This is a genomic window from Cupriavidus sp. MEYA8 (genome assembly GCF_059278825.1).
Genome location: NZ_CM181221.1, coordinates 3,072,908 through 3,096,119 on the forward strand (window position 1 = coordinate 3,072,908; position 23,212 = coordinate 3,096,119).

Sequence of the window (23,212 nt, forward strand, 5' to 3'; positions counted from 1 at the left end):
CCCGGCGGACCGCGCCCGTTGCACGTGCTGCGGCACGGCGCGGCGGGCGCGGCTCCGTGGTGGGCGCCAAACGATTTCTTCCGCCGCAGCCCAGCGGGGCCGCGGCCGGACAACCTGATTCAGGAGGATAAGAAGATGGACCTGCGCAAGCTGAAGACGCTCATCGACCTGGTGGCCGAATCCGGCATCTCCGAGCTGGAAGTCACCGAAGGCGACGGCAAGGTACGCATCGTCAAGCAACCGCCGCAAATCGTCGCCGCGCCGATGGCCATGCCGCAGCTGCAGGCACTGCCGGCCGCATCGGCCGCTGCCCCGGTCGGCACCGCCGCCCCGGCCGCCGAGCCGGTTGCGCAACTGCCCGCCGGCCACATCGTGACCTCGCCGATGGTGGGCACGTTCTACCGCGCGCCGTCGCCGGGCGCCGCACCGTTCGTCAATGTCGGCGATTCGGTCAAGGAAGGCCAGACCGTCTGCATCATCGAAGCCATGAAGCTGCTCAACGAAATCGAGTGCGACAAGGCCGGCGTCATCAAGGAAATCCTGGTCGAGAACGGCCAGGCCGTGGAATACGGCCAGCCGCTGTTCGTCATCGGCTGAGCCTGAAAGGCATGCCGCGCCCAGCGCTGCCGACGACCGCCCTTGCGGCGGCAGGCACAGCACCGGCGCGGCCCTCTATGGCGTTTCAGGACGCCAGGGACGTTGTGGGCATCGCGACCCGTTCCGTGCAGTTCCATGCAGTTCCGCGCGTTAGTGCGGCCCGGCGTGCGGCCCGGCGGCCAGCCTGACGGCCGCGCGCCCGACGTGCCATGGCGGCACGCAGCGGGACCGCTCCCGTTCTCGCAGAGAGAGACCATGTTTGAAAAAATTCTGATCGCGAACCGCGGCGAAATCGCACTTCGCATCCAGCGCGCCTGCCGCGAACTGGGCATCAAGACGGTGGTGGTGTATTCCGAGGCCGACAAGGAGGCCAAGTACGTGCGCCTGGCCGACGAAGCCGTCTGCATCGGCCCGGCCCCGTCGCCGCAGTCGTACCTGAACATGCCGGCCATCATCTCGGCCGCCGAAGTGACCGATGCGCAGGCCATCCACCCGGGCTACGGCTTTCTGTCGGAGAACGCCGACTTCGCCGAGCGCGTGGAGAAATCCGGCTTCGTCTTCATCGGCCCGACCGCCGACAGCATCCGCCTGATGGGCGACAAGGTCTCGGCCAAGCAGGCCATGATCAAGGCCGGCGTGCCGTGCGTGCCGGGCTCTGACGGCGCCCTGCCCGACGACCCCAAGGAAATCCTGGCGACCGCGCGCCGCGTAGGCTACCCGGTAATCATCAAGGCCGCCGGCGGCGGCGGTGGCCGCGGCATGCGCGTGGTGCACACCGAAGCGGCGCTGATCAACGCCGTCAACATGACGCGTGAGGAAGCCGGCCGCGCCTTCGGCAATCCCGAGGTCTACATGGAGAAGTTCCTGGAGAATCCGCGCCATGTGGAGATCCAGATCCTGGCCGACCAGCACAAGCAGGCGATCTGGCTGGGCGAGCGCGACTGCTCGATGCAGCGCCGCCACCAGAAGGTGATCGAAGAAGCGCCGGCGCCGCATATCCCGCGCCGCCTGATCGAGCGCATCGGCGACCGTTGCGCCGAGGCCTGCAAGAAGATGGGATACCGCGGCGCCGGCACTTTCGAGTTCCTGTACGAAAACAACGAGTTCTACTTCATCGAGATGAACACGCGTGTGCAGGTGGAGCACCCGGTCACCGAGATGATCACCGGCATCGACATCGTGCAGGAACAGATCCGCATCGCCTTCGGCGAGAAGCTGCGTTTCCGCCAGAAGGACGTGCAATTCCGCGGCCACGCGATCGAATGCCGCGTGAATGCCGAGGACCCGTTCAAGTTCATCCCGTCGCCCGGCCGCATCACCGCCTGGCACATGCCGGGGGGCCCTGGTGTACGCGTGGACTCGCACGCGTATGATGGCTACTTCGTGCCGCCCAACTACGATTCGATGATCGGCAAGATCATCACATACGGCGCCACGCGCGAGCAGGCCATCGCCCGCATGCGCATCGCGCTGTCCGAAATGGTTGTGGACGGCATCCAGACCAACGTGCCGCTGCACCGCGAGCTCATGATGGACGCCAACTTCGTCGAAGGCGGCACCAGCATCCACTATCTCGAGCATCGCCTGGCGGAGCGCGCGAAGGCCTGACGCGACTTACCCGCAACCCCAAGCAGCAAGCAAGGAAGCCCGTGGCATTTCAGGAATGTGTGATCGAAGTGGCGCAGGACCAGGCCGAAGCCTGGTCCGAGGCCCTGTTCGACCTCGGTGCGCTGTCGGTCTCGGTGGAAGACGCCGATGCCGATACGCCCGATGAGCAACCGCTTTTCGGCGAGCCCGGGCTCGAACCCAAGCAACTCGCGTGGAACCGGTCGCGCGTGGTGGCGCTGTTCGGCGACGATGCCGATCCCGCCGTGGTGGTGGCCGCTGCCGCCAACCAGCTTGGCATCGATCCGGTGCCGGCATACGAACTGCGCGCGGTGGAAGACCAGGACTGGGTGCGCCTGACGCAATCGCAGTTCGAACCGATCCGCATCGGCGAGCGCATCTGGGTGGTGCCGTCGTGGCACGACGCCCCCGAGCCCGATGCGGTGGTGCTGGAGCTGGACCCCGGCCTGGCCTTCGGCACCGGCAGCCATCCGACCACGCGGCTGTGCATGCAGTGGCTGGAGCAACATGTGGTGCCGGGCGAGACCGTGCTCGACTATGGCTGCGGCTCCGGCATCCTGGCGATCGTCGCGCGCAAGCTCGGCGCGGGCGCTACCGTTGGCATCGACATCGATCCCAACGCCGTGGAAGCGTCGCGCTACAACGCCGAGCGCAACCAGGTCGAGGCGTCGTTCGCGCTGCCCGAGTCGGTGTCGGAGGCCACCTATGACCTGGTGGTCGCCAATATCCTGTCGAACCCGCTCAAGCTGATGGCCGCCATGCTCAGCGCCCGCGTGCGCCCCGGCGGCCGGCTGGTGCTGTCGGGCGTGCTGGAGCGCCAGGCGGATGAAGTTGCCGCCGCCTATGCACCGTGGCTGCCGCTGACGGTATGGCGCGCCGAGGAAGGCTGGGTGTGCCTGCACGGCACCCGTCCCTGACCAGTCCAGATGGCCGCCGTCAAGCTCGTCACGCGCTGCCCGGCCTGCCGCACCGCCTTCCGGCTGGTCGCCGACCAGTTGCGCCTGCGCCAGGGGCTGGTGCGTTGCGGCCACTGCGAAACGGTGTTCGATGCGCGCGAGCACCTGATCGAAATCCCCGTGCCGGCAGGCAGTGCCACGCCGCCGGCGTCCGCCGTACCGGCAACGACCACGCCGACCGCGGCCACGCCCGCACCGGCAGCTGAAGCTGCGCGCCCCGGCGAGTCTGCCCCGGCATCGCAGCCAGCCCCTGCCCCCTTCACGCCCTTCACGCCCACCACCGATCCCGGCTATGACGTGCCGGCGCTGGACGCGCCTACCATGCTCATGACCTCGCCCGCGGACCTCGACGTCGCGGCACCGCCCCACGCGGACGTGCATGAGGACGAGATCGAACGGGCGCTGCGCGAGGCCAACGATGCCGTCGCCCAGCGCGACGCGCGCGATGCGGAGCGGCAGGCGGACGTCGAGCCCGTGCCGCAGCAGACGCCTGCCACGGAGACCGCGCGGGAAGCGGAACCCATGGCGGAGTCGGAACCGGAGCCAGAGGCAAAACCAGGACCGGAACCCGAAGCGCAGCCTGAACCAGAGCGCAAAGCCACGCACGACGCAGAGGCCACGGCGACGCACGCGGCGCCTCAGCCGGCCGAACCCGAAGTTGCAGCGCCGGCATGGCCCGCACTGAACCACAACGCACTCGATCATCCTGCGCTTGAAGAGCCGGCACGGATCGGCAAGGCCGGGGAGCCCGAAGCAGAAGCGCGAGGGAAAGCGGAAGCGCCGGCGCCCCAGCCGGACGCTGTGCCCGCACCCGCGGCAATCCCGAGTGCCAGCGAATTCCTGCGCGCGGCGTCGGCGGATATCGGCCCGCCACCGGCGATCCATCCGGCGCCGGCAGACACGCCCGAGTCCGCCGCCGAGCCGTCCGAGAGCAAGGCTGCCGAGCGCACCGACACCAGCGATACGCGCTACGGCCGCGACGCCGGGCCCGCGCCCGACACTGGCGCGCCCGCCAGCATCACTGGCGAAGCCGTCGCACGCGAGCAGACCACGCGCCGCTGGACCCGCGCCGAAGCCCCGGCCGGCCCGGTCTTCGCTCCCGACTTCCTGCGCCACGCCCGCGAACGCGAGCGCGAGCGTGCCCCCGCGCGCAGCCGCGCGCCGGCGCCGCGCACGCTCTGGTACGCCGCGGCAGCGGTGCTCGCCCTGGGCGCGACGGTGCAGGCCGTGTATCTCGCGCGCAGCCCGCTGGCCGGACAGTTCCCGATGCTGCGCCCGGCACTGGAAGCCGCATGCGCCCCGTTCGGCTGCGACGTGCCGCCGTGGCGCGACATCGACGCACTGCGCATCGAGAGTTCGCAGCTGCAGCGCCTGGACGAAGGCGGCGATGCCTACATGCTCGCCGTCACGCTGCGCAACCTCGGCCGCGCCACCACCGCGCTGCCAGCGATCGAGCTGGTAATGACCGACCTGCAGGACCAGCTGCTGCTGAGGCGTGTGCTGCAACCGGCGGATTACCTGGACCCTTCGCAAAAGGCCTTCGCGACAGAGGGGCTTCGCGCCGGCATGGAGCTGCCGGTTCGGGTACGATTCCGGACGCAGCAGGCGCCATCCAACTACCGCGTGCTGATTTTTTATCCCTGAATTCCGCGGCCTGCCGCCGGACCGAATCCGAGTCCGGCGGCGGGCAGCGCCCCCCACCGGGGCATTGGCCGGCCAGGCGCCGGAAACTGAACCGGAAACCATCAGACATCAAGGAGCAGACATGAGCAGCGTTACCCTCGGCGGCAACCCGATCGAAGTCGCAGGCAAGTTCCCGCAAGCCGGCGACAAGGCGCCCGCCTTCTCGCTGGTCGGCAAGGACCTGAAGGACGTCACGCTGGCCGACTTCGCCGGCAAGCGCAAGGTGCTGAACATCGTCCCGAGCCTGGACACGCCGGTGTGCCAGGCTTCGGCCCGCAAGTTCAACGAGGCCGCCAACAGCCTGGCCAACACCGTCGTGCTGACGATCTCGGCCGACCTGCCCTTCGCGATGGGCCGCTTCTGCACCACCGAAGGCCTGGCCAACGTGGTGACGCTGTCGACGATGCGCGGCGCCGAGTTCAAGGGCAACTACGGCGTGGACATCAAGAGCGGCCCGCTGGCCGGCGCGACCGCGCGCGCAGTGGTGGTGCTCGACGAGAACGACACCGTCAAGTACGCCCAGCTGGTCCCGGAAATCAAGACCGAGCCGGACTACGAAGCCGCCCTGGCCGCGCTGAAGTAATCCGCACCGCCTGACGGCAGCGGCCGCCCGCGCAACCGGGGCGGCCGTTTTTGCTTTATCTGACCTATCCACCAACAACCTACCACCTGGAGAGAGCATGGCCAGCCTGATCTGCGGCTCCGTCGCCTACGACACCATCATGACGTTCGACGGACGCTTCCGCGAACACATCCTGCCGGACCAGATCCATATGCTGAACGTCTCGTTCCTGGTGCCCGGCATGCGCCGCGAGTTCGGCGGCTGCGCCGGCAACATCGCCTACACGCTGAAGATGCTGGGCGGCGATCCGGTGGTGATGGCCACCGTCGGCACCGATGCCGAGCCCTACCTGGAATACCTGCGCAAGCTGGAGATTCCCACCAGCCACATCCGCGTGCTGCCCGAGAGCTTCACGGCGCAGGCCATGATCACCACCGACCTGGACAACAACCAGATCACCGCCTTCCACCCTGGCGCAATGAGCCAGTCGCAGCTGAACAACGTCAAGGACGCGCTCGGCAGCGGCAAGGCGCCCGCGCTCGGCATCGTGGCCCCGGACAGCCGCGAAGGCATGCTGCACCACGCGCGCCAGTTCGCCGAGGCGGGTGTTCCGTTCATCTTCGACCTGGGCCAGGCGATGCCGCTGTTCAACGGCGAAGACCTGCGGGAGTTCGTTGAACTCGCCAGTTACGTGACAGTCAATGACTACGAGGCGCAGGTGCTGCTGTCCCGTACCGCATGGACCAGCGCCGAGGTTGCCGCCAAGGTTCGTGCCTTCATCGTCACGCACGGCGAGCGCGGCGCCAGCATCTATGCCGATGGCCAGCAGTACGCGATCCCGGCCGTGCGGGCCGAGCGCATCGTCGACCCGACCGGCTGTGGCGACGCCTTCCGCGGCGGCCTGCTCTACGGCATTGAAAACGGTTTAGACTGGGAAACGACCGGCCGCCTGGCATCGCTGATGGGGTCGGTCAAGATCGCGCAGCAGGGTCCGCAGAACCACTGGTTGTCGCGCGAGGAAATCGGCAACCGGTTCCAGTCTGCATTCGGGTACCGCTACGCCTGACCTGCGGCCAGTGCGTGGCCTCTTCGGGATTTGACATGAACCACCAGCTCCGTGGCGGCGCGCTTGCCGTCATTGCCATCGCGGCCCTGGTCGCCGGCTGTGCGACGGAGTCGAACTCCAACAGCGTCTACAGCACCGGGCAGGCGCAGCGCGAGCAGACCGTACGCTATGGCGTGGTCGAAGGCATACGCGAAGTTGCCATCCAGCGCAGCCAGACCGGCGCGGGCACGCTCGCCGGCAGTGCCATCGGCGGCATCGCCGCTGGCAGCACCATCGGCAGCGGCAACGGCGCGGTGGCGGCGGGCATCCTCGGCGCGATCCTGGGCGGCATCGCCGGCAGCGCTGCCGAGAACAAGGTCAACGAGCGGCGCGGCCTGGAGATCACCGTGCGCCTGGACAACGGCGAGATGCGCGCGATCACGCAGGAGGCCGACGAGGTTTTCCGCCCGGGCGAGCGCGTGCGGCTGCTGTCCTCGGGCGGCGTCACCCGCGTCACGCACTGAACCGCTGCGCCCGGGCGGGCGCCAGCATGCAGCGCATCCAGGCGCCGCGCCCGCAAGGGCCGCGGCGCTTTTTCTTTGCTCGCGCACCAATGAAAAAACCCGCCGGGCCAGCGGCCATCGGCGGGTCTGCAAGACTGGCGTCTTGCTGACCGGATACGCAGTATCCGGTCATGCTGGCACGCACTGCGTGCCGATGTGGTTCCGTACGGAACGCGTAAGTCCCACGCCGTGGCGGCGCAGCTTACGGACGGTTGCCCGTCGGGAACGGCCAGGCAGCGGCCGGGTTCAGCGCGGTCTTGGCAGCCGAAGCGGGAGCAACGGCAGGGGCAGCGGCAGGCTTCGCGGCAGCCTTCTTGGCAGCCGGCTTCTTCGCAGCAGCCTTCTTGGCAGGAGCCTTCTTGGCAGCCGGCTTCTTGGCAGCAGCCTTCTTGGCCGGTGCAGCCTTCTTGGCGGCGACCTTCTTGGTTGCAGCCTTCTTGGCCGGTGCTGCCTTCTTGGCGGCGACCTTCTTTACTGCGGCCTTCTTGGCCGGTGCTGCCTTCTTGGCGGCGACCTTCTTGGTTGCAACCTTCTTGGCGGCGACCTTCTTCACCGCGGCCTTCTTGGCGGGGGCCTTCTTGGCCGCAGCCTTCTTGGCCGGCGCAGCCTTCTTGGCGGCGACCTTCTTCACGGCGGCCTTCTTGGCCGGTGCCTTCTTGGCGGCCGGTGCTGCCTTCTTGGCGGCTACCTTCTTGGTTGCGGCCTTCTTGGCCGGAGCGGCCTTCTTGGCGGCCGGCTTGGCGGCCTTCTTAGCCGCCGGCTTTTTCTTTGCAGCAGTTGCCATGGATAACTCCTTCACTAGAGAGTGAATATCGAATGACCTAAGTCAGGCGACCCGACCGACCCGAGGCGCGATACCACAGCGCGGCCCCAGTCGAGCGAGCGATTCATCGGCGCGCGGCCCGACTGCGGCTGCACGCTAATGAATTCGGTTGCAGGCGCACCGCCCATGGCGGTGACTTCGCGGCAGTCGCGGACCCGCAAGCGGGACCGGGGCACTTGCCGCGCCCTGGAATATTCGATCGGCCCGCCCCGCCAGTCGGGTCGGCGCGCGGCCTGAAAAGAGGAGATATCGGACAGCAGGCCTGCGGTGCGGGCATGGCCTCGCGCACGGCAAGCGGCATTCATTCGGTGGTAGCTGGTCCAACCCGTCAATGGACCAAGGGAGACTGCACGCGTTTTAAGAAGCCGGCTCGGCCAGGTCTGCGTCAAAGTTCTCGTGCTCCTCAGCTACAACCTTCATCACTGCATCGAAGCGCGCATCGCGCTCGTCGTTCCAATCTTGCTTCCTGCTTCTCTGCAATGAAGTGAGACTCTTGTCAAGGCGAATCATAATTCGTTTGCACGATGATGTTAAGAAAAAAGTGCAAAAAAACTTGCCTGCATGCATTACTCAAACTAGTTCTCTCGCGCGTCGTCACGAAGACGTTGCCGATGGCATCGCAATGCATCGCGCGCACGCTGATGCGAACACGCGCTTCGCTCGTTCACACACGCGTCGCGGCCCTCCATCCCGACCCGCGCACGCGCAGCTTTTACACACCCGCACGGCACCCGATTACAACCCGCGCAACGCGCATCGCAGGATTGCGCGCGCCCTGCTGCGCACGTCATCGCGCTTTCCGAAAAGCCGCATGGACAAAGGCTTTGCGGGCGATGCACCGATACGCGCGCGACCTGCGCGGCAGTGCGCGAGCACGTAAGCGCTCGCGCCGGAAACGGGTGGCGCGCTTCGTCGCCTGCATGCGTTACACAGTCGTCAGCGCGCACGCGCGAAGGGCGTCCGGCTGACTGCGACGACTCGCGCCACTCACCTCGCGAAAGCACGCCGAACAAGCCCACGAAGAGTGATGCGCGAACGCAACGGTTTGCATCGAAGCAACAGCGCGAGGACATCAAAGCGTTGCGATTGAGCAAAGCGGCGACGCGTGCGAAGCATCGCGGCAACACTTCGATCGTTTGTCGGGACACAGCTGCGCCGACAGCATCGCGATCGCCGCTCTCATCCATTCGGATGACTCCGATCACGCACCACAGATCGCTGCGCGCATCGCGCGATGCCGAGCGTGCCGGCACGCTTCGCAGCGCTTGCCACAGGCTTGCCGATCTCGCCGCGAGAGCCCGGCGATGCGCCGCACGTCCGCTTAGAGGAATGCTTCGGCAGCGCGCTCGGCGGCCCGATTTGCTGCAACACAATAACCCGCAAACAACGGCTGCATGCGGCTTTGCGGGGAGCATGCAAGGCGTGCGCGCAGGCCGCCGCGGGGACCGGCGCAGCATGCCGGGCGATTGCAGTGCCGCTGCTGCGACAGTAGATTGGCGTGCGCGCCCGCCGCCCAGGCTCCGCTGCTTCGACGCAGGCGGCAATCGCCACGCGGCGCATCGCACCGGCACCCTGCCGGTGGGCAACGAACCTCAAAGGAGACATCATGCGCAATCCATCCCACCTCGCCGCTGTCCGTCCGCTGGTGCGTCCGGCACTGCGTGCCGCGGTGCTCGCCGCCGCCCTGCTCGGCAGCGCCGCCGCGATGGCGCAGGCCTCGCCCAGCGGCATGTGGAAGACCATCGACGACAGCACCGGCAAGCCGCGCGGCCTGGTGGAGATCAGCGAGAAGAACGGCGTCTACAGCGGACGCCTGGTGAAGACCTTCGTCGAAGGCGACGGCAAGCCCAGGGTCTGCGACAAGTGCACCGACGCGCGCAAGGACCAGCCGCTGATCGGCATGACCATCCTGACCGGCCTGCGCAAGACCGGCGACAACGAGTGGAGCGGCGGCGAGATCCTCGACCCCGAGAACGGCAAGGTCTACAAGAGCAAGATGTCGCTCGCCGAGGATGGCAGCAAGCTCAACGTGCGCGGCTTCATCGGCATCAGCCTGATCGGCCGCACCCAGACCTGGGAGCGCGATCACTGAGCGTGCGACGGCTCATGTGACTCAGGGTTTCTCCGCAACCGCCGGCAGCATGCGATGGCGCGGCGACGCGGCTGGCGAAAAAAAACCGGGCGATTCTCACCGCCCGGTTTTTTTGTCCTCGATGCTGCGCTTTACATCCGGTACCGCAGCGTCGCCATCACGCTGCGCGGGGCGCCCGGCATGTTCAGGTTAGGGCTGGTGCCGTGCGCCGACACGATGTAGCCCTTGTCGAACAGGTTGTACACGTTCAGCTGCGCCTCGAAGGCGCCGCGCCGGTACCAGGCCATAGCGTCGGCGGTGACGTAGCCGGGCAGCGTCACGGTGTTGAGCGGATCGGCATAGCGCGCGCCCACCAGGTTGAGGCCGGCGCCCACGCCGAAGCCGTGGCCCAGGTCCTTGGTCACCCACGCGTTGCCCGAGTGGCGCGGCGTGATGGTGGCGCGCTTGCCCTGCAGCGCGGCGGTGGACTTGGTGATGGTGGCATCCAGGTACGCGTAGCCCGCCAGCATGCGCCAGCCGCCGCCCAGCTCGGCCGCGCCGGAGATCTCGATGCCGTCGGTGCGCTGCTCGCCGATCGGCAGCAGTGCCGTGTTGGTGGCGTTGGCCACCTTGATGTTGCTGCGCTCCAGGCGGAACACCGAGATCGTGGTGCTGGCCTTGCCGTTCAGCCAGTCATACTTGGCGCCGACTTCGGTGTTGTTGGTGGTCTCGGGCGCCAGGTCGGCGTTGTTGGCCGCCAGCGCAAAGGCCTCACCCGACGGCTGGAACGACTTGCTCCACGACACGTAGTACGACTGCGCCTTCGACGGCTGCCACACCAGGCCGGCGCGCGGGCTCCAGGCGGTGTCGGTGCGCGACAGGTCGCGCTGGCCGGCGATCCGGTTCCTGGTCTCTTGCTGGAAGTTGTCGTAGCGCACCCCCACCAGCGCCTTCCACTGCTCGCTGAACTTGATCATGTCCTGGGTGTAGAACGCCAGGGTGTCGAACACGCCCAGGTTCGAGGTGGTCGGGTTGCCCGGCGCCTTCAGCGGCAGCGTCATCAGCACCGGGTTGAACAGGTCGAACACTGCCGGGCGGCCGTTGGCGCCGAGCACCGGCTTGGTGTTGTTGACCTGGTCCTTGTTCTGCTGCCCGATCTCCATGCCGTACAGGATCTCGTGCTCCATGCCCAGGAAGGTGGCCTTCTGGGTCAGGTCGGTCTGGTTGAACCAGCCATGTTCCTCGCGGCGGACATTGCCGTGGTTCATGGTCAGCGTGCGCGCCGCTTCGTTGACCGCAGCGGTCAGCGTGTTGTTGCGGTCCAGCGAGTAGTGGTAGTAGCGCGTGGCGTTGCGGATCGACCAGTTCTGGTTGAAGCGGTGGTTGATCGTGGCGGTGCCGGAGAACACGCGCGACTGCGAGTAGTCGGCATCGCGCGCATTGGCCGCGCCGTAGTAGCGCGAGGCCGGCACGTCGACCGGGCGGCCCTGGTAGGCCGGGATGCCGAAGTCGGTGACGCGGCGGTCTTCCAGGTAGTCGGCCTGGAACAGCACGGTGGTCTCGGGTGCGACGCGCAGCTCCAGCGACGGCGCGATCGCCTTGCGGTCCAGGAACTGCTGCGAGCGATAGCTGTTGGCCTTCTCCACGGCGCCGGTGATGCGGAACGCGGCGGCGCCGTCGGCGAACACGCGGCCGACGTCGGCCTCGGCGCGGCGGTCGGCCCACATGCCATAGCTCAGCGCGAAATCGGTGACGTCGATGCCAGGCTTCTTGGTGACGCGGTTGATCAGACCGCCTGCCGAACCGCGCCCGTAGAGCACCGCCGCCGGGCCCTTGACCACTTCGACGCGATCCACGTTGGACAGGTCGCGGAAGTACAGCGCATCGTCACGAATGCCATCGACGAACTGGTCGGCGATCGCGGTGAAGCCGCGGATCGAGACCTGGTCGCGCTGGCCGTCGCCATGCGAGAACGACACGCCGGGCACGTTCTTCAGCGCGTCCTGCATCGACGTGGCGTGCTGGTCGCGCATTACCTCGGCGGTGACCACGTTGACGGTCTGCGGGACGTCGCGCAGCGGCGCTTCGGTCTTGGTCGCGCTGAGCGCGTTGGGCGGGTTGTAGCCGGCGCCCAGTTCTCGGCTGACGTCGGCCTTGACGGTGACCTCGGGCAGCTGCGCCGCTGCAGTCGGTGTCGCCTGCGACCAGGCTGCCATCGGTTGAAAAACAAGAGTCCCTGCCACCGCGGCGCAGATCGGGTGAAGTTTTATTCTCATTTCCCTGTAATTGACTGTAATTCTTTTTAAGAAAGCGATGCATTATCAATTATGAGAATGAAGGGGTCAATGAGATTGCGAATTATTCCCATTTATTGCCGCGCGAGCGTTGTTTTCAGATCGGCGTTGACCGGGGCAGTACGCTGGTGTTTGACTTGTGAGCCGACTCAGGTGGGCCGACTCAGGCCAACTGCTCGGCCAGCACGTTGCGAGCCTCGGCAATGAACGGCGATTCGTTGCGGCGGGCAGGTAGCAGGAAGAACTCCGCTTCGGGCAGGCGCGGCAAGCCGAGCCGCGCAACCGTGCCGCCGTCCAGCGGCGCGACGCCCGGCCCGATCGCCGCTGCATTCAGGCAGGACAGCCCGAGCCCGGCCGCGAGCGCGAGATGCAGGCCCGCCACGCCCGAGGCCGAGTGCGCGACCTCGAACGGCAAGCGCTTGCGCAGCAGCAGCTGCACCACGAACTGGTGCAGCGAGCAGGTGTCGGGCAGCAGCACCAGCGGCAGCGTGGCGGGCAAGGCATCGGCATCGCCGGAGGCCGCCACCCAGGCCAGCGGTTCGCGCCGCAGCACCGTGCCCCGCGTGCTCTTGCCCGGGGTGTGGCGGCCGCGCGGCAGGCGCATGCTCAGGCCGATATCGAAGGCATCCATGTCGGCGGCGGCATCGATTGCCGCACTCTTCATCACCGTCACGTGCAGCCGCAGGTAGGGATAGCGTTCGCGCAGGCGCCGCAGCATGCCGGCGATTTCGCCCGGGCGGAAGTAGTCGGTGACGGCAAGCCGCAGGTCGCCTTCCAGCGCGTGTCCGCGCAGTTCCTGCAGCGCCAGTTCGTTCAGCGCGAGGATGCGCCGCGCGTGCTCCAGCAGCCGCGCGCCGGCCGGCGTCGGCACCGCGCCGTGCCGCCCGCGCGACAGCAGCGGCACGCCGGCGCGCTCTTCCAGCTTGCGCAGCTGTTCGCTGACCGACGATTGCGACAGGAACAGCCGGGGCGCGGCGGCGGACAGGCTGCCGCAGTCGGCAACGGTGACGAAGGTGCGCAACTGGTCTGTGTCGAATCCACGCATGATGGGACGCTCCGGCATGGGCTGGCAGAGGGTGGCAAAGGCGGCCGCAGTTACTTCGGCAAATCCGATGGATGGTATCGGACATTCCCGCTTTTCCGATACTACACCGGCTCCTAACATGGCATCACCCACCCACGAAACCAGGAGCCAGCCATGCCCCACATCGTCCTGCAACTGTCCGGCCAGCCCGATGCCGCCCTCACCCGCCGCAGCGCCGCCGCCATCGCCGACCTGACCGCAAGCGTGCTCGGCAAGAAACGCGACGTGATTGCCATCACCGTCCACTACGTGCCGCACGACAGCTGGATCATCGGCGGCGTGCCGCTGTCCGAGCAGGGCCGCAACGCCTTCCATCTCGATATCAGCGTCACCGATGAGACCAATACCAAAGCCGAGAAGGCGCAGTTCATCCAGGCTGTGTTCGAGACCATGGCGGGCCTGCTCGGCAACCTGCATCCCGTCTCTTATGTGCATGTGATCGATGCCCGCGCGGCGGCGTATGGCTACGGCGGCCGCACGCAGGAGTATCGGCACCAGCACGGATGAAGCGCGCGTCGCCTGCAGGGCGGCGTTATCGCGCTGGGCTGTATTTTGTGACCGGACTGGTCTGAAGCAATCGGGGGCCCCGCCGCTTGTACATTTAGTGCGTTGTTAACTAGTGTGAGTTGGGTGCCGCCGGCATCCAACCCGGCCATCCTGGAATCCGACGCATGAAACAGATCACCCTGCCCGACGGCGAGCGCATCCCCGCGCTCGGCATGGGAACGTGGAACATGGGCGAGTCGCCCGCCGCGCGCGCCGAAGAGATCGCCACGCTGAGGCTGGGCCTGGACCTGGGCCTGCGGCTGATCGATACCGCCGAGATGTATGGCGAGGGCCAGTCCGAGGAGATGATCGGCGAGGCCGTGGCCGGACGGCGCGACGAAGCCTTCCTGGTCAGCAAGGTCTATCCGTTCAACGCCAGCCGCCGCGGCACCGTGCAGGCGTGCGAGCGCAGCCTGCAGCGGCTGCGCACCGACCGCATCGACCTCTACCTGCTGCACTGGCGCGGCGGCGTGCCGCTGGAAGAGACCGTCGCCGCCATGCAGGCGCTGCAGCGCGACGGCAAGATCCGCCACTGGGGCGTCAGCAACCTGGACCTGGCAGACCTGCAGGAGCTATGGGACGCGCCCGGCGGCGACGGCATGGCAACCAACCAGCTGCTGTACAACCTCGGCCGGCGCGGCATCGAATGGGACCTGTTGCCGTGGCTGCGCCAGCGCGGCATCCCGGTGATGGCCTACTCGCCGATCGAGCAATCGCGGCTGCTGGGCAACCCGGGGCTGAAGCGCTTCGCGCGCGACCACGGCATGACCGCGGCGCAGGCGGCGCTGGCCTGGCTGCTGGCGCAGGACGGCGTCATCGCCATCCCCAAGACCGGCCGGCGCGAGCGCCTGCAGGAGAATATCGGCGCGCTGTCGCACCCGTTGTCGGCGGCCCAGCTGGCCGAACTCGACCGCATCTTCCCGCCTCCGGACGGGCCGGGGGCGCTGGAGATGCTGTGAGCGCGCCCGCGGCGCGGCGTCAGTTCACGCGCGACGCGTAGCGTTGGTTCTCGACATAGCGCACCAGGTAGTTGCGCGCCTTGTCGCGGGTATCGGCAGTGACGCGCGCCGCCGCCTGGCGGGCGCTGTTCTTGCCGTGCGCCGACGACATCTGGCCGTCCAGGTAACTGCGGAAAGAGTCGTGCATGGCGTTCAGGTCGGACTGGCATGCGGCTAGCGCCGCATTCGCCACGTCTTTCGACTGGCCCTTGGACGACAGGTTGTCGTCGGCCTTCTCCTTGACGCAGTCCATGTATTTGGCGCGCAGCGCCTGCCAGCCGCTGCTGTCGGCGGTGGCGGCGCTGGCGGCAGCGTTGGTAGTTTCACTGGCGGGTCCGGTCGAGGGCTGGGAAGCGCACGCGGCGAGCAAGGCCAGTGGCAGGGCGGTAAGTAATTTCTTCATGCCTTGATGATGCGATGCGGCGGTGCCGCATGGATGCGTAGTCATTTCTGGAGCCGACAAACTGCCATGAATGCCCGGGCGAGGCTACCTTCGTCACAAATGGAAACGACTCGTCACCACGTGATCTTTTGTCCGAGTGCTTTTGCCGCCTATGCTTCAGAGACGACAACAACACCCAAGGAGACAAGATGAAACGTCGAAACTTCCTGACCGCCAGCGCGGGCCTTGCCCTGGGCAGCCTGGCACTGGGTGCCTGCACCACCACAAAGCCCGACGCACCGACCGACAAGGCGGCACGGCGCCGCGAGCTGGACTCGGGCGTCGATGCCACGTTGTCGCGCCTGTATGGCTCGGTCAACGGCTCGCGTGAACTCGGCAATCGCGCGCGCGGCATCCTGGTGTTCCCCAAGACCTTGTCGGCGGGCTTTATCGTCGGCGGCGAATATGGGGACGGCGCGCTGCGCTCGGGCGGCGCGACGCGCGGCTATTACCGCCTGGTCTCCGGCTCGGTCGGCTGGCAGATCGGCGCGCAGTCCAAGTCGGTGATCCTGATGTTCCTGACGCAGGACGCGTACGACAAATTCGTGCGCAGTTCAGGCTGGACCGCTGGTGTCGACGCTACCGTCGCGCTGGCGACGGTCGGCGCCAGCGGCGTGCTCGACACCAATACCGCGCAGCAGCCGATCGTCGGTTTCGTGATGACCAATGCCGGGCTGATGGCAGGCCTGAGCCTCGAAGGCAGCAAGGTCACCCGGCTCGACCTGTAAGCGCCTGGCGCCGGCTTGCGCCGCACGGTCCGACGGTCGTGCGGCGGCGGTTTTTCGCGGCCATCCGCCGCGAGGGGATAGAATTCGTCCCTTTGGCCGAATTCTCATGTGGTTCAAGAACCTGCAGGTCCATCGTTTCTCCGCCCCGTGGACGCCCGGCGCCGACGAGGTCGAAGCCAGCCTGGCGAAGCACGCCTTCTACCCCGGCACCAGCCTCGAAATGCAGACGCAGGGCTGGGCCTCGCCCCGTGACAACGGCCAGCTGGTCCACGCCGTCGGCCGCCAGATGCTGCTGACGCTGCGCACCGAGAAGAAGCTGCTGCCGACCACCGTGGTCAACCAGGTCACACGCGCACGCGCCGCGGAGATCGAGGAGCAGCAAGGCTACAAGCCGGGCCGCAAGCAGCTGAAGGAACTGAAGGAGCAGGTCACCGAGGAACTGCTGCCGCGCGCCTTCAGCATCCGCCGCGACACCCGCGTGTGGATCGACCCGGACAACGGCTGGCTGGCGATCGACGCCGCTGCCGCGGCCAAGGCCGATGAAGTGCGCGGCATGCTATTCAAGGCGCTGGATCCGCTGCCCCTGGTCAACCTGCATGTCAACCAGTCGCCGGTGGCGGCGATGACCGAATGGCTGGCCGGCGACGCCGCGCCGGGCGGCTTCACCGTCGACCAGGAAATCGAGCTGCAGTCCGGCAGCGAAAGCAAGGCCACGGTGCGCTACGTGCGCCACCCCCTCGATCCTGAAGACCTGCGCCGGCACATTGCCGCCGGCAAGCGCTGCACGCGCCTGGCGATGACCTGGAACGACCGGGTCTCGTTCGTGCTGACCGACGGGCTGGTGGTGAAGAAGGTGGCGCCGCTGGACGTGATCAAGGAACAGGCCGACGGCACCACGTATGACGAAGACGAGCGCTTCGACGCCGACTTTGCCATGATGGCCGGCGAGCTGTCGGGCCTGCTGGGCGACCTGACCGAAGCGCTGGGCGGCGAGCGCAAGAGCTGATGCTGGCGGCGCGCGCTGCCGCGCGCCGGCGCACCGATACGCCGGTTACGCTACCCAGTTCACCTTGGGGAAGCGGTCGGCAAATCCGGCCGGCATCGGCATCACGGTCTTGCCGACGTAGTCGAAGAACACGAAGCCGGACTTGGCCATGGCGATCAGGGTGCCGTCAGCCGGGCGCGTGATGCGGAAGATGATGTCGCCGCCGTACTTGTTGAAGTCCATCACGCCGACTTCGAACAGCAGCTGGTCGCGCGCGTGCGCTTCGTTGCGGTACATGGTGGCCAGGTCCGTGACGATGATGCCGAGACCCTCCACCTTGTCTCCCTCGCTGCCGAACTCATAGAGGAAGCGGGCGCGCGCCTCGGAGATCATCGAGATCATCGAATCGTTGGCCAGGTGGTTGGCCGAGTTGATGTCGGTGACGCGCACGGTCAGGTGGGTCGAATAGCAGAACTGGTCGTCGGGAAGATCGAGTTGAAGGCGGGCCATGGCGGCATCGGGCAAAGTGGACAAGAAGCCGCCGCCAGGCACGCATAAGGACCATCCGATTCCGGGCAGGCTGGCGGCGAGGCGCCCATCATAGTCGATCCGGCCGGTTCGCCAGCGGGGCTCAGGGATTGAGCGGCGGCAGGGCTGCCGGCGTGGCCCGATGCGCCCGGACAGGCCGGTGTGCGGGGCCGTACTTCGGCAACAGGCCCGCCAGTTCGCTGCCGTTCCATTGCCCCGTGCCGGTGCCGGCACCGAACAGGCGCCGTTCGAGTCCATCGACGGCGGAAGCCAGCGCCGCGTCGGTGCCTGCCGCCCACTCCGATGGTGCCTTGCCCCACGCGCTGCGCGACCACACGCCAAGGGCGCGATAGGCTGCCGGCGCGTCGTTCGCGCGGCAGGCCTGCAGCAGCGCCGCGAGCCGCGCCTCGCTGCCAGCCGCCCTGGCGCTGCGCCGTGCCGAGAGCGCCCGGCGCAGGCGTGCCACGCGCGGCCGTGCCCAATGCAGCAGCAGCCATCCCAGCAGCAAAACCGGGGCGCCGCCGGCCGCCCACAGCCACAGGCGCCACGCGGTCCCGCCCTCCCCGGGCAACGGCGCGGCGTGGGGGCCGGTCGGGGACAATCCTGCAAGGTGCGGCGCGGCGGCCACGTCCACCTTCACCTCGGGCGCCTCCGATTCGCCGGGCTTGCGCGTGACCGGGTCAAACCACTCCACCTTGATCGCCGGCAGCGTATAGGTCCCTGCGTGCTCGAACACATAGGTGATGCGGTCGGTGCGGCTGCCGCCCGTGTTGCCCGCGCTGTCGTGCGCGGCATCGCTGAGTTGCGGATCGCCCGCGAACACGCGCACGCCGGCCGGCGCTTCCACCTTGGGCGGCCGGATCATCATGGCCTGCGTCTGCGGCGCGAACGTGATGATAGTGCGCACCAGCGCGTCGCCGGCATGGAATTGCGCCTGCGGGCCGCTGACCGGGCGGTCGAAGCGCTGCGTGACGTTCAGGCGCGCCACCGGCAGCGTGGCAACGGCCGGCGCGCCGGCTGCGCCCGCGGCACGGATCGTGGTGGCCGGCAGCGTCACGCTGCCCTGGCGCGGCTTGCCGTCGTCGCCGGCATAAGTGAAGGCGATGGAGACCTGCGGCAACCGGAACTCGCCGCCCTGCTCCGCGGCAAACAGGTAGGTCTTCCGGATGCCGGCATAGCTCACGCCGCCAATGGTCTCGACCGTGTTCTGGCCGCGGTCGTCCGGCATGGTGATGATCGCGCCGGGCACCTGCAGTGTCGGGAAGGCAGGCGCCGACAGGAAGAAGTTGGGCGCCAGTATCGTCACGTCGATGCGGATCTGCTGGCCCGGCAGCACGGGCTGCCGCGCCGCCACGTCGACGCGCACGATGGGATCGGCCGCCAGCGCGAGCGCGCTCGCCAGCCATAGCGCAAGGCCGGCGAGCCAGATGCCGAAGCCCCGACCCGCGCGCGTCATGGTTTGGCTCCGGCGCCCGGCTGCGCCTGGCCCTGCTGCAGCGCGAACTTGCGTTGCAGCAGTTCGGTCGGCGTGGTCTGGATCGCGCGCATCCAGGTCTCCGCGCTTTCGACCGCGCCCATCTCCAGCTTCTTGCCCTCGCCTTCGGGCGGCCTGGACTCGCTGTCGTACTTCACTTCGTCGGGCTTGATGTCGGGCGGCTCCTCGCCTTCCTTCGGATTTTCCGCCTTCGCGGCCAGCTTCTCCATGAGCGCCAGGTTGGCCGTTGCCGCGGGCCATTGGGGGCGGCGCTTCAGGGCCTCCCGGTAGCGCGCCGCCGCGTCCTTGTACTTGCCCATCCGTGCCAGCGCATCGCCCTGGTTGAAGTCGCTCTCGGGCGAATCGATCAGCGCGAAGCTCTGCACCGCCTGCGCGTACTGCCCGGCGCGGTACTGCGCCACGCCGCGCCACATGGGGTCGTCGAACAGCGCGGCGGCGGCGGCAAAATCGCCGCGCTCGAAGGCCCGGCGGCCCTGCTGGTCATGCGTGAGCCACAGGTCGACAAAGCGCGACGCGCGTGGCGCTTCGGCACCGGGCGCCGGCGCCTGCGCGCGCAGCGCCTGCTGCGGCGCCGCCAGCGCCACGGCAAGCAGCACGCCGGTGATCCAGCGCACGGTCCAGCCCTTGCGGAACCACAGCACGCCGAGCAGTGCGATGGGAACCGTCAGCCACCAGCCCTCATCCTTCCAGCGCGTGTTGTCCGCCGACTGCTTCTGCGCGAGGTGCGACTGCACATGGCGCTGCACCCAGGCGACGTCGTCGTCGCTGTCGGGCGTGAACGTGGCGACCGGCACGCCGGTGTCGTCGCCAAAGCGCTTGAGTGCGGCCGTGTCCATGCGCGCGAACACGCGCACGCCGTCCTTCTCGACAAAGCCGTCGGTGCCGCTGCGCAGCGGGCCGCCGCGTTCGGTGCCGATCGCCAGCACCACCGGCTGGCTGCGCCCGCTGCCTGCCCGGGTCTTGAACGCGCGCACGGCGGCGGTTTCCACGCCGTCGGTCAGGAACAGGATGGTGCCAGGCACCTCCTCGTGCGCGAGCGCCGCGTCGATGGTGCGCAGCGCAAGTGCGGTGTCCCTGCCGGGCGCCGGCATGATACGGGTCTGCAGCGCATCGACGAAAGTCTGCAGCAGCATGGCGTCGTCGGTCAGCGGCAGCACCAGGTGCGTGGAGCCGGCGTAGGCCCAGATAGCGGTGCGTCCGCCGTCGCGGCGCGCCAGCAGCGCCTTGACCTTGAGCTTCGCGCGCTCGAGCCGCGTGGGCGTCACGTCGATGGCATCCATGGTCGGCGACAGGTCGATGGCGATCGCCAGCGGCGCCTTGTCGTCGAGAAACGGCGGGCGCTCGCGCTCCCACGCGGGACCGGCCAGCGCAATGGCGCCGAGCGCAAGCAGCAGCGCAGTCAGGTGCACGGGACGGATGGCCAGCCGGCGCCGCTCGCCGACCATCAACGCGTCCAGCAGGTGCGGAGCGATCGCATCGCGCCAGCGACGCCGCACATCGCCACGGCGGCGCACGGCCCACACCAGCAGCGCCGCCGGGACCAGCGCCAGCAGCCACCACGGGCGCAGGAAATGGAAATCCGCGAGCGCCTGCATCACGACTCCTGCGCCGCCGGCTGCGGCGCGCCACGCCGGCGCGGACGCGCAAGCCATGCAGACCACGCCGCCATGATGAGCTGGTACGCCAGCACCATGCCAACCGCCGCGCCGAGCGGCCACATGAACAGCTCGCGCCGCGGCCGCCACGACAGCGTCTTGTGGTTGTGCGGCGTAATGCGGTCGAGCGTTGCGTAGATGCTTTCGAGTCCCTTTTGGTCGGCACCGAAGAAATAGCGTCCACCCGTCTGCGCGGCGATGCGCTGCAGCACGCCCAGATCGACGCGCTGCTCGCCCTCGGCGGAAGGATCGCCGATGCCGATCGTATGCACGATCACGTGCCGCTGCCTGGCGATCTCCGCGGCGCGTTCGGGCGGCATCTTGCTGGCGGTGTCGTTGCCGTCGGTCAGCACGATCAGCACCTTCTCGGGCGCCTGGCTCTGGTCGAACATCTTGATGCCAAGGCCGATGGCATCGCCGAACGCCGTGCTGGGCCCGGCCATGCCCGGCAGCAGGTCATGGATCATGGCCTGCACCAGCGCGTGGTCCAGCGTGAACGGCGCCAGCGGGTACGGCGCGTCGCCGAAGACGATCAGGCCGACGCGGTCGCCGGGCCGGCGCGCCACGAAACTGCTGACTACCTCGCGCACCGCCTGCACGCGCGGAATCAGCGCGCCGGCCGGATCGCGGAAGTCCTGCGTATCCATTGACTGCGACAGGTCCAGCGCGAGCAGCAGGTCGCGCGCCGGCTGCACCTTCTCGATCGGCGCCTCCAGGAACTGCGGGCGCGCCAGCGCGGTCACCAGCAGCGCCCATGCGAGCGGCGCCAGGATGCGCTGCAGCCAGTTGCTGCGCGGCACGACCGCGCCCGGCGCCGGCTTCAGCCCCACGGCGCTGGCCACCTCGCCGAAGAACGGCAGCCGCACCGACGGGCTTTCCTCGCGATACGGCGGCAACAGCCACCACAGCAGCAAGGGCAGCGGCAGCAGCACGAAGAGCCACGGGTATTCAAACTGGTACATGGTGGCCGGCGATCCATTGCTGGCAGGCCGCGGCGGTTGCCGTCACCTGGCTGTCGGGCCATTGCGCCAGCGCGGCCGCATCGCGGTACTGCGCGTCATTGACCAGCGTCGCGAGCACCGGTGCCGCCGCGCCGGCCTTGCCCGCATAGGCTTGCAGGAACCGCGCCCACTCGGCGCCGGCCAAGCTCGCCACCTCTGTGCGCGGCCACGCCGCCAGCGCGGTGCGCTTGAGCAGCTCCGCCATGGCAACCAGCGCGTGCGCGCGAGCCTGCGGCGACGCGGACATGCCCGCGCGCAACCGTGCCAGCTCGGCCAGTGCTTCGCGGCGGTAGCGGTTGGCGCGGAAGTGGCGCCACCAGCGCCAGGCCGCGAAGGCCAGCAGCGCCAGCACGATCGCGCCGGCCACCGGCCAGCCGATGGTCTGCGGCCGCCATGACGGCGGCGGCGGCACGACCACCTCGGCCATATGCAGGAGATCGCCGGCAATCGTGGCGCTGTCGGGCGCGGCCGTGCTGTGCACCAGGTCGCTCATGGCCGCCCTCCCTGCCGGGCGCGCAGCGTTCCCTGGCCTTGCGGCAGCGCCTGCCCGAGCAGGCGGCGCAGTTGCAGCGGCGTTTCCTCCGCAGCCGACAGCGGCAGCAGCGGCACGCCGATGGCGCGGTGCCAGCCCAGCAGGTCGCGGCTCTGCGCATCGACGAATTCGGCAATGCCCTTGCGTGTCGACGCGTGGCCGAATCCCAGCTCGACCTGCAGCTCGCCGTCGCTGACGACAAGGTGGCCGGAGGCCGGCAGTTCGAGCAGGAACGGGTCATAGACCAGCATCGTCAGCAGGTCGTTGCGGGCGCTCATCGACAGCATCAGGTCGCGCGTGGCCGCGTCATGCCCGTCGAAGTCGCTGATGACGATGACGAGGTGGTCATGCCGCGCGAGCCGCGCCGCGCGCTCGAGCGCGGCATTGAGCTGGCCGGCGCCGCGCCGCGCGGGGGCATCGGCGCGCAGCGCCTGGTTATGGCGCGCGATCTCGCCGAGCATGTGCTCCACCGCCTGGCGGCTGCGGCGCGGCGCGAGCTCGGTGCATTCACCGTCGCCGAACACGAGGCCGCCGACACGGTCGCCCTCGGACAGCACGCGCCACGCGGCCAGCGCTGCGGCCTCGGCCGCGACCACGGACTTCATCGCGCGGCGGCTGCCGAAGAACATGTTGATGCGCTGGTCCACCAGCAGCAGCACCGGCCGGTCCTTTTCCTCGCTGTACACGCGTACGTGCGGCTTGCCGGTACGCGCCGTGACGCGCCAGTCCATGCTGCGGATATCGTCGCCGGGCAGGTAGCCGCGCACCTCCTCGAAGGTCAGGCCGCGCCCGCGCACCCTGGAGGCATGCCGGCCGGCCAGCACGCTGTGCACGGGCTGCCGCGGCAGGAAATGGAAATCGCGCGCGGCAACTTCGAGCGCCGCCAGCGCCGCGGCATCGACGCTGACACCAGGCTGCGCGCGCGAATCAGGCCCCTCCCCGGCGGGCACCGGCGAGCGGCCGAGCGAGGCAAGGTGGGAACGCATGGCGCCGCCCGC

General features: G+C 68.4%; 22 protein-coding genes. 12 read left to right on the top strand and 10 right to left on the bottom strand.

Features of this window, described 5'->3' with window-relative positions:
• The first annotated feature begins 135 nt into the window (after positions 1-135).
• From accB to AC5WJ1_RS14355, 7 genes are all read left to right on the top strand, one after another.
• Positions 136-597 (top strand): acetyl-CoA carboxylase biotin carboxyl carrier protein, encoded by a 462-nt coding sequence (gene accB, locus AC5WJ1_RS14325; protein WP_135705924.1) that lies wholly within the window; start codon positions 136-138, stop codon positions 595-597.
• Between the two features lie 255 nt (positions 598-852).
• On the top strand, positions 853-2,205 hold the full coding sequence (gene accC / locus AC5WJ1_RS14330) for an acetyl-CoA carboxylase biotin carboxylase subunit (protein WP_133092335.1): 1,353 nt from the start codon (positions 853-855) through the stop codon (positions 2,203-2,205).
• Positions 2,206-2,246: 41 nt separating this feature from the next.
• Positions 2,247-3,140, top strand: coding sequence for a 50S ribosomal protein L11 methyltransferase (gene prmA / locus AC5WJ1_RS14335; RefSeq protein ID WP_135705925.1), 894 nt, complete (start codon positions 2,247-2,249; stop codon positions 3,138-3,140).
• Positions 3,141-3,149: 9 nt separating this feature from the next.
• A complete protein-coding gene (locus tag AC5WJ1_RS14340) occupies positions 3,150-4,823 on the top strand; it encodes a zinc-ribbon and DUF3426 domain-containing protein (protein ID WP_135705926.1) in 1,674 nt (557 codons plus the stop codon).
• A gap of 121 nt (positions 4,824-4,944) precedes the next feature.
• On the top strand, positions 4,945-5,445 hold the full coding sequence (gene tpx, locus AC5WJ1_RS14345; protein WP_133092337.1) for a thiol peroxidase: 501 nt from the start codon (positions 4,945-4,947) through the stop codon (positions 5,443-5,445).
• Positions 5,446-5,542: 97 nt separating this feature from the next.
• The gene (locus tag AC5WJ1_RS14350) at positions 5,543-6,490 is read left to right on the top strand and encodes a carbohydrate kinase family protein (protein WP_135705927.1); all 948 of its coding nucleotides are present in this window, start codon (positions 5,543-5,545) and stop codon (positions 6,488-6,490) included.
• Between the two features lie 35 nt (positions 6,491-6,525).
• Positions 6,526-6,993 (top strand): outer membrane lipoprotein, encoded by a 468-nt coding sequence (locus AC5WJ1_RS14355; RefSeq protein ID WP_133092339.1) that lies wholly within the window; start codon positions 6,526-6,528, stop codon positions 6,991-6,993.
• 241 nt (positions 6,994-7,234) lie between these two features.
• Here AC5WJ1_RS14355 and AC5WJ1_RS14360 read toward each other — a convergent pair whose 3' ends face one another.
• Entirely contained in the window at positions 7,235-7,816 is a 582-nt protein-coding gene (locus AC5WJ1_RS14360) for a histone H1-like DNA-binding protein (RefSeq protein WP_133092340.1), read from the bottom strand.
• 1,645 nt (positions 7,817-9,461) lie between these two features.
• On the opposite strand from AC5WJ1_RS14360, the gene AC5WJ1_RS14365 reads away from it, so the two are divergent.
• On the top strand, positions 9,462-9,947 hold the full coding sequence (locus AC5WJ1_RS14365; protein ID WP_133092341.1) for a DUF2147 domain-containing protein: 486 nt from the start codon (positions 9,462-9,464) through the stop codon (positions 9,945-9,947).
• A 131-nt stretch (positions 9,948-10,078) separates the two neighbouring features.
• Here AC5WJ1_RS14365 and AC5WJ1_RS14370 read toward each other — a convergent pair whose 3' ends face one another.
• Positions 10,079-12,202: a TonB-dependent receptor gene (locus AC5WJ1_RS14370; protein ID WP_135705928.1), complete on the bottom strand. Its 2,124-nt coding sequence runs from the start codon at positions 12,200-12,202 to the stop codon at positions 10,079-10,081.
• Positions 12,203-12,383: 181 nt separating this feature from the next.
• Complete coding sequence (locus AC5WJ1_RS14375; protein WP_135705929.1) at positions 12,384-13,265, bottom strand: LysR family transcriptional regulator; 882 nt, start codon at positions 13,263-13,265, stop codon at positions 12,384-12,386.
• Between the two features lie 153 nt (positions 13,266-13,418).
• Here AC5WJ1_RS14375 and AC5WJ1_RS14380 point away from each other — a divergent pair, with 153 nt between their 5' ends.
• Both AC5WJ1_RS14380 and AC5WJ1_RS14385 read left to right on the top strand, forming a co-directional pair.
• Positions 13,419-13,811: a tautomerase family protein gene (locus AC5WJ1_RS14380; protein ID WP_135705930.1), complete on the top strand. Its 393-nt coding sequence runs from the start codon at positions 13,419-13,421 to the stop codon at positions 13,809-13,811.
• A gap of 164 nt (positions 13,812-13,975) precedes the next feature.
• Entirely contained in the window at positions 13,976-14,809 is an 834-nt protein-coding gene (locus AC5WJ1_RS14385) for an aldo/keto reductase (RefSeq protein ID WP_135705931.1), read from the top strand.
• Positions 14,810-14,828: 19 nt separating this feature from the next.
• On the opposite strand, the gene AC5WJ1_RS14390 is transcribed toward AC5WJ1_RS14385, so the two are convergent.
• Positions 14,829-15,251, bottom strand: a complete 423-nt coding sequence (locus AC5WJ1_RS14390) for a hypothetical protein (protein WP_135705932.1) — start codon at positions 15,249-15,251, stop codon at positions 14,829-14,831.
• Between the two features lie 188 nt (positions 15,252-15,439).
• On the opposite strand from AC5WJ1_RS14390, the gene AC5WJ1_RS14395 reads away from it, so the two are divergent.
• A complete protein-coding gene (locus AC5WJ1_RS14395; RefSeq protein WP_133092347.1) occupies positions 15,440-16,018 on the top strand; it encodes a BPSL1445 family SYLF domain-containing lipoprotein in 579 nt (192 codons plus the stop codon).
• A gap of 106 nt (positions 16,019-16,124) precedes the next feature.
• A complete protein-coding gene (locus tag AC5WJ1_RS14400; RefSeq protein ID WP_135705933.1) occupies positions 16,125-17,024 on the top strand; it encodes a recombination-associated protein RdgC in 900 nt (299 codons plus the stop codon).
• 45 nt (positions 17,025-17,069) lie between these two features.
• Here the strand turns inward: AC5WJ1_RS14400 and AC5WJ1_RS14405 are convergent, their stop codons facing one another.
• The 6 genes from AC5WJ1_RS14405 to AC5WJ1_RS14430 all read right to left on the bottom strand — a co-directional run bounded on the left by AC5WJ1_RS14405 (position 17,070) and on the right by AC5WJ1_RS14430 (position 23,200).
• On the bottom strand, positions 17,070-17,513 hold the full coding sequence (locus tag AC5WJ1_RS14405; protein ID WP_133092349.1) for a thioesterase family protein: 444 nt from the start codon (positions 17,511-17,513) through the stop codon (positions 17,070-17,072).
• A 121-nt stretch (positions 17,514-17,634) separates the two neighbouring features.
• On the bottom strand, positions 17,635-18,987 hold the full coding sequence (locus AC5WJ1_RS14410) for a BatD family protein (RefSeq protein WP_494476176.1): 1,353 nt from the start codon (positions 18,985-18,987) through the stop codon (positions 17,635-17,637).
• Positions 18,984-20,621 carry a VWA domain-containing protein gene (locus AC5WJ1_RS14415; protein ID WP_494476177.1) on the bottom strand — a complete coding sequence of 546 codons (1,638 nt, stop codon included), beginning with the start codon at positions 20,619-20,621 and terminating at the stop codon, positions 18,984-18,986. Before AC5WJ1_RS14415 ends, AC5WJ1_RS14410 begins: the two co-directional genes overlap by 4 nt.
• The gene (locus AC5WJ1_RS14420; protein ID WP_135705936.1) at positions 20,621-21,643 is read right to left on the bottom strand and encodes a vWA domain-containing protein; all 1,023 of its coding nucleotides are present in this window, start codon (positions 21,641-21,643) and stop codon (positions 20,621-20,623) included. Before AC5WJ1_RS14420 ends, AC5WJ1_RS14415 begins: the two co-directional genes overlap by 1 nt.
• Complete coding sequence (locus tag AC5WJ1_RS14425) at positions 21,630-22,175, bottom strand: DUF4381 domain-containing protein (protein ID WP_195431232.1); 546 nt, start codon at positions 22,173-22,175, stop codon at positions 21,630-21,632. The genes AC5WJ1_RS14420 and AC5WJ1_RS14425 overlap by 14 nt, the downstream gene beginning before the upstream one ends.
• The gene (locus AC5WJ1_RS14430; protein WP_135705938.1) at positions 22,172-23,200 is read right to left on the bottom strand and encodes a DUF58 domain-containing protein; all 1,029 of its coding nucleotides are present in this window, start codon (positions 23,198-23,200) and stop codon (positions 22,172-22,174) included. The genes AC5WJ1_RS14425 and AC5WJ1_RS14430 overlap by 4 nt, the downstream gene beginning before the upstream one ends.
• Between the last annotated feature and the right edge of the window lie 12 nt (positions 23,201-23,212).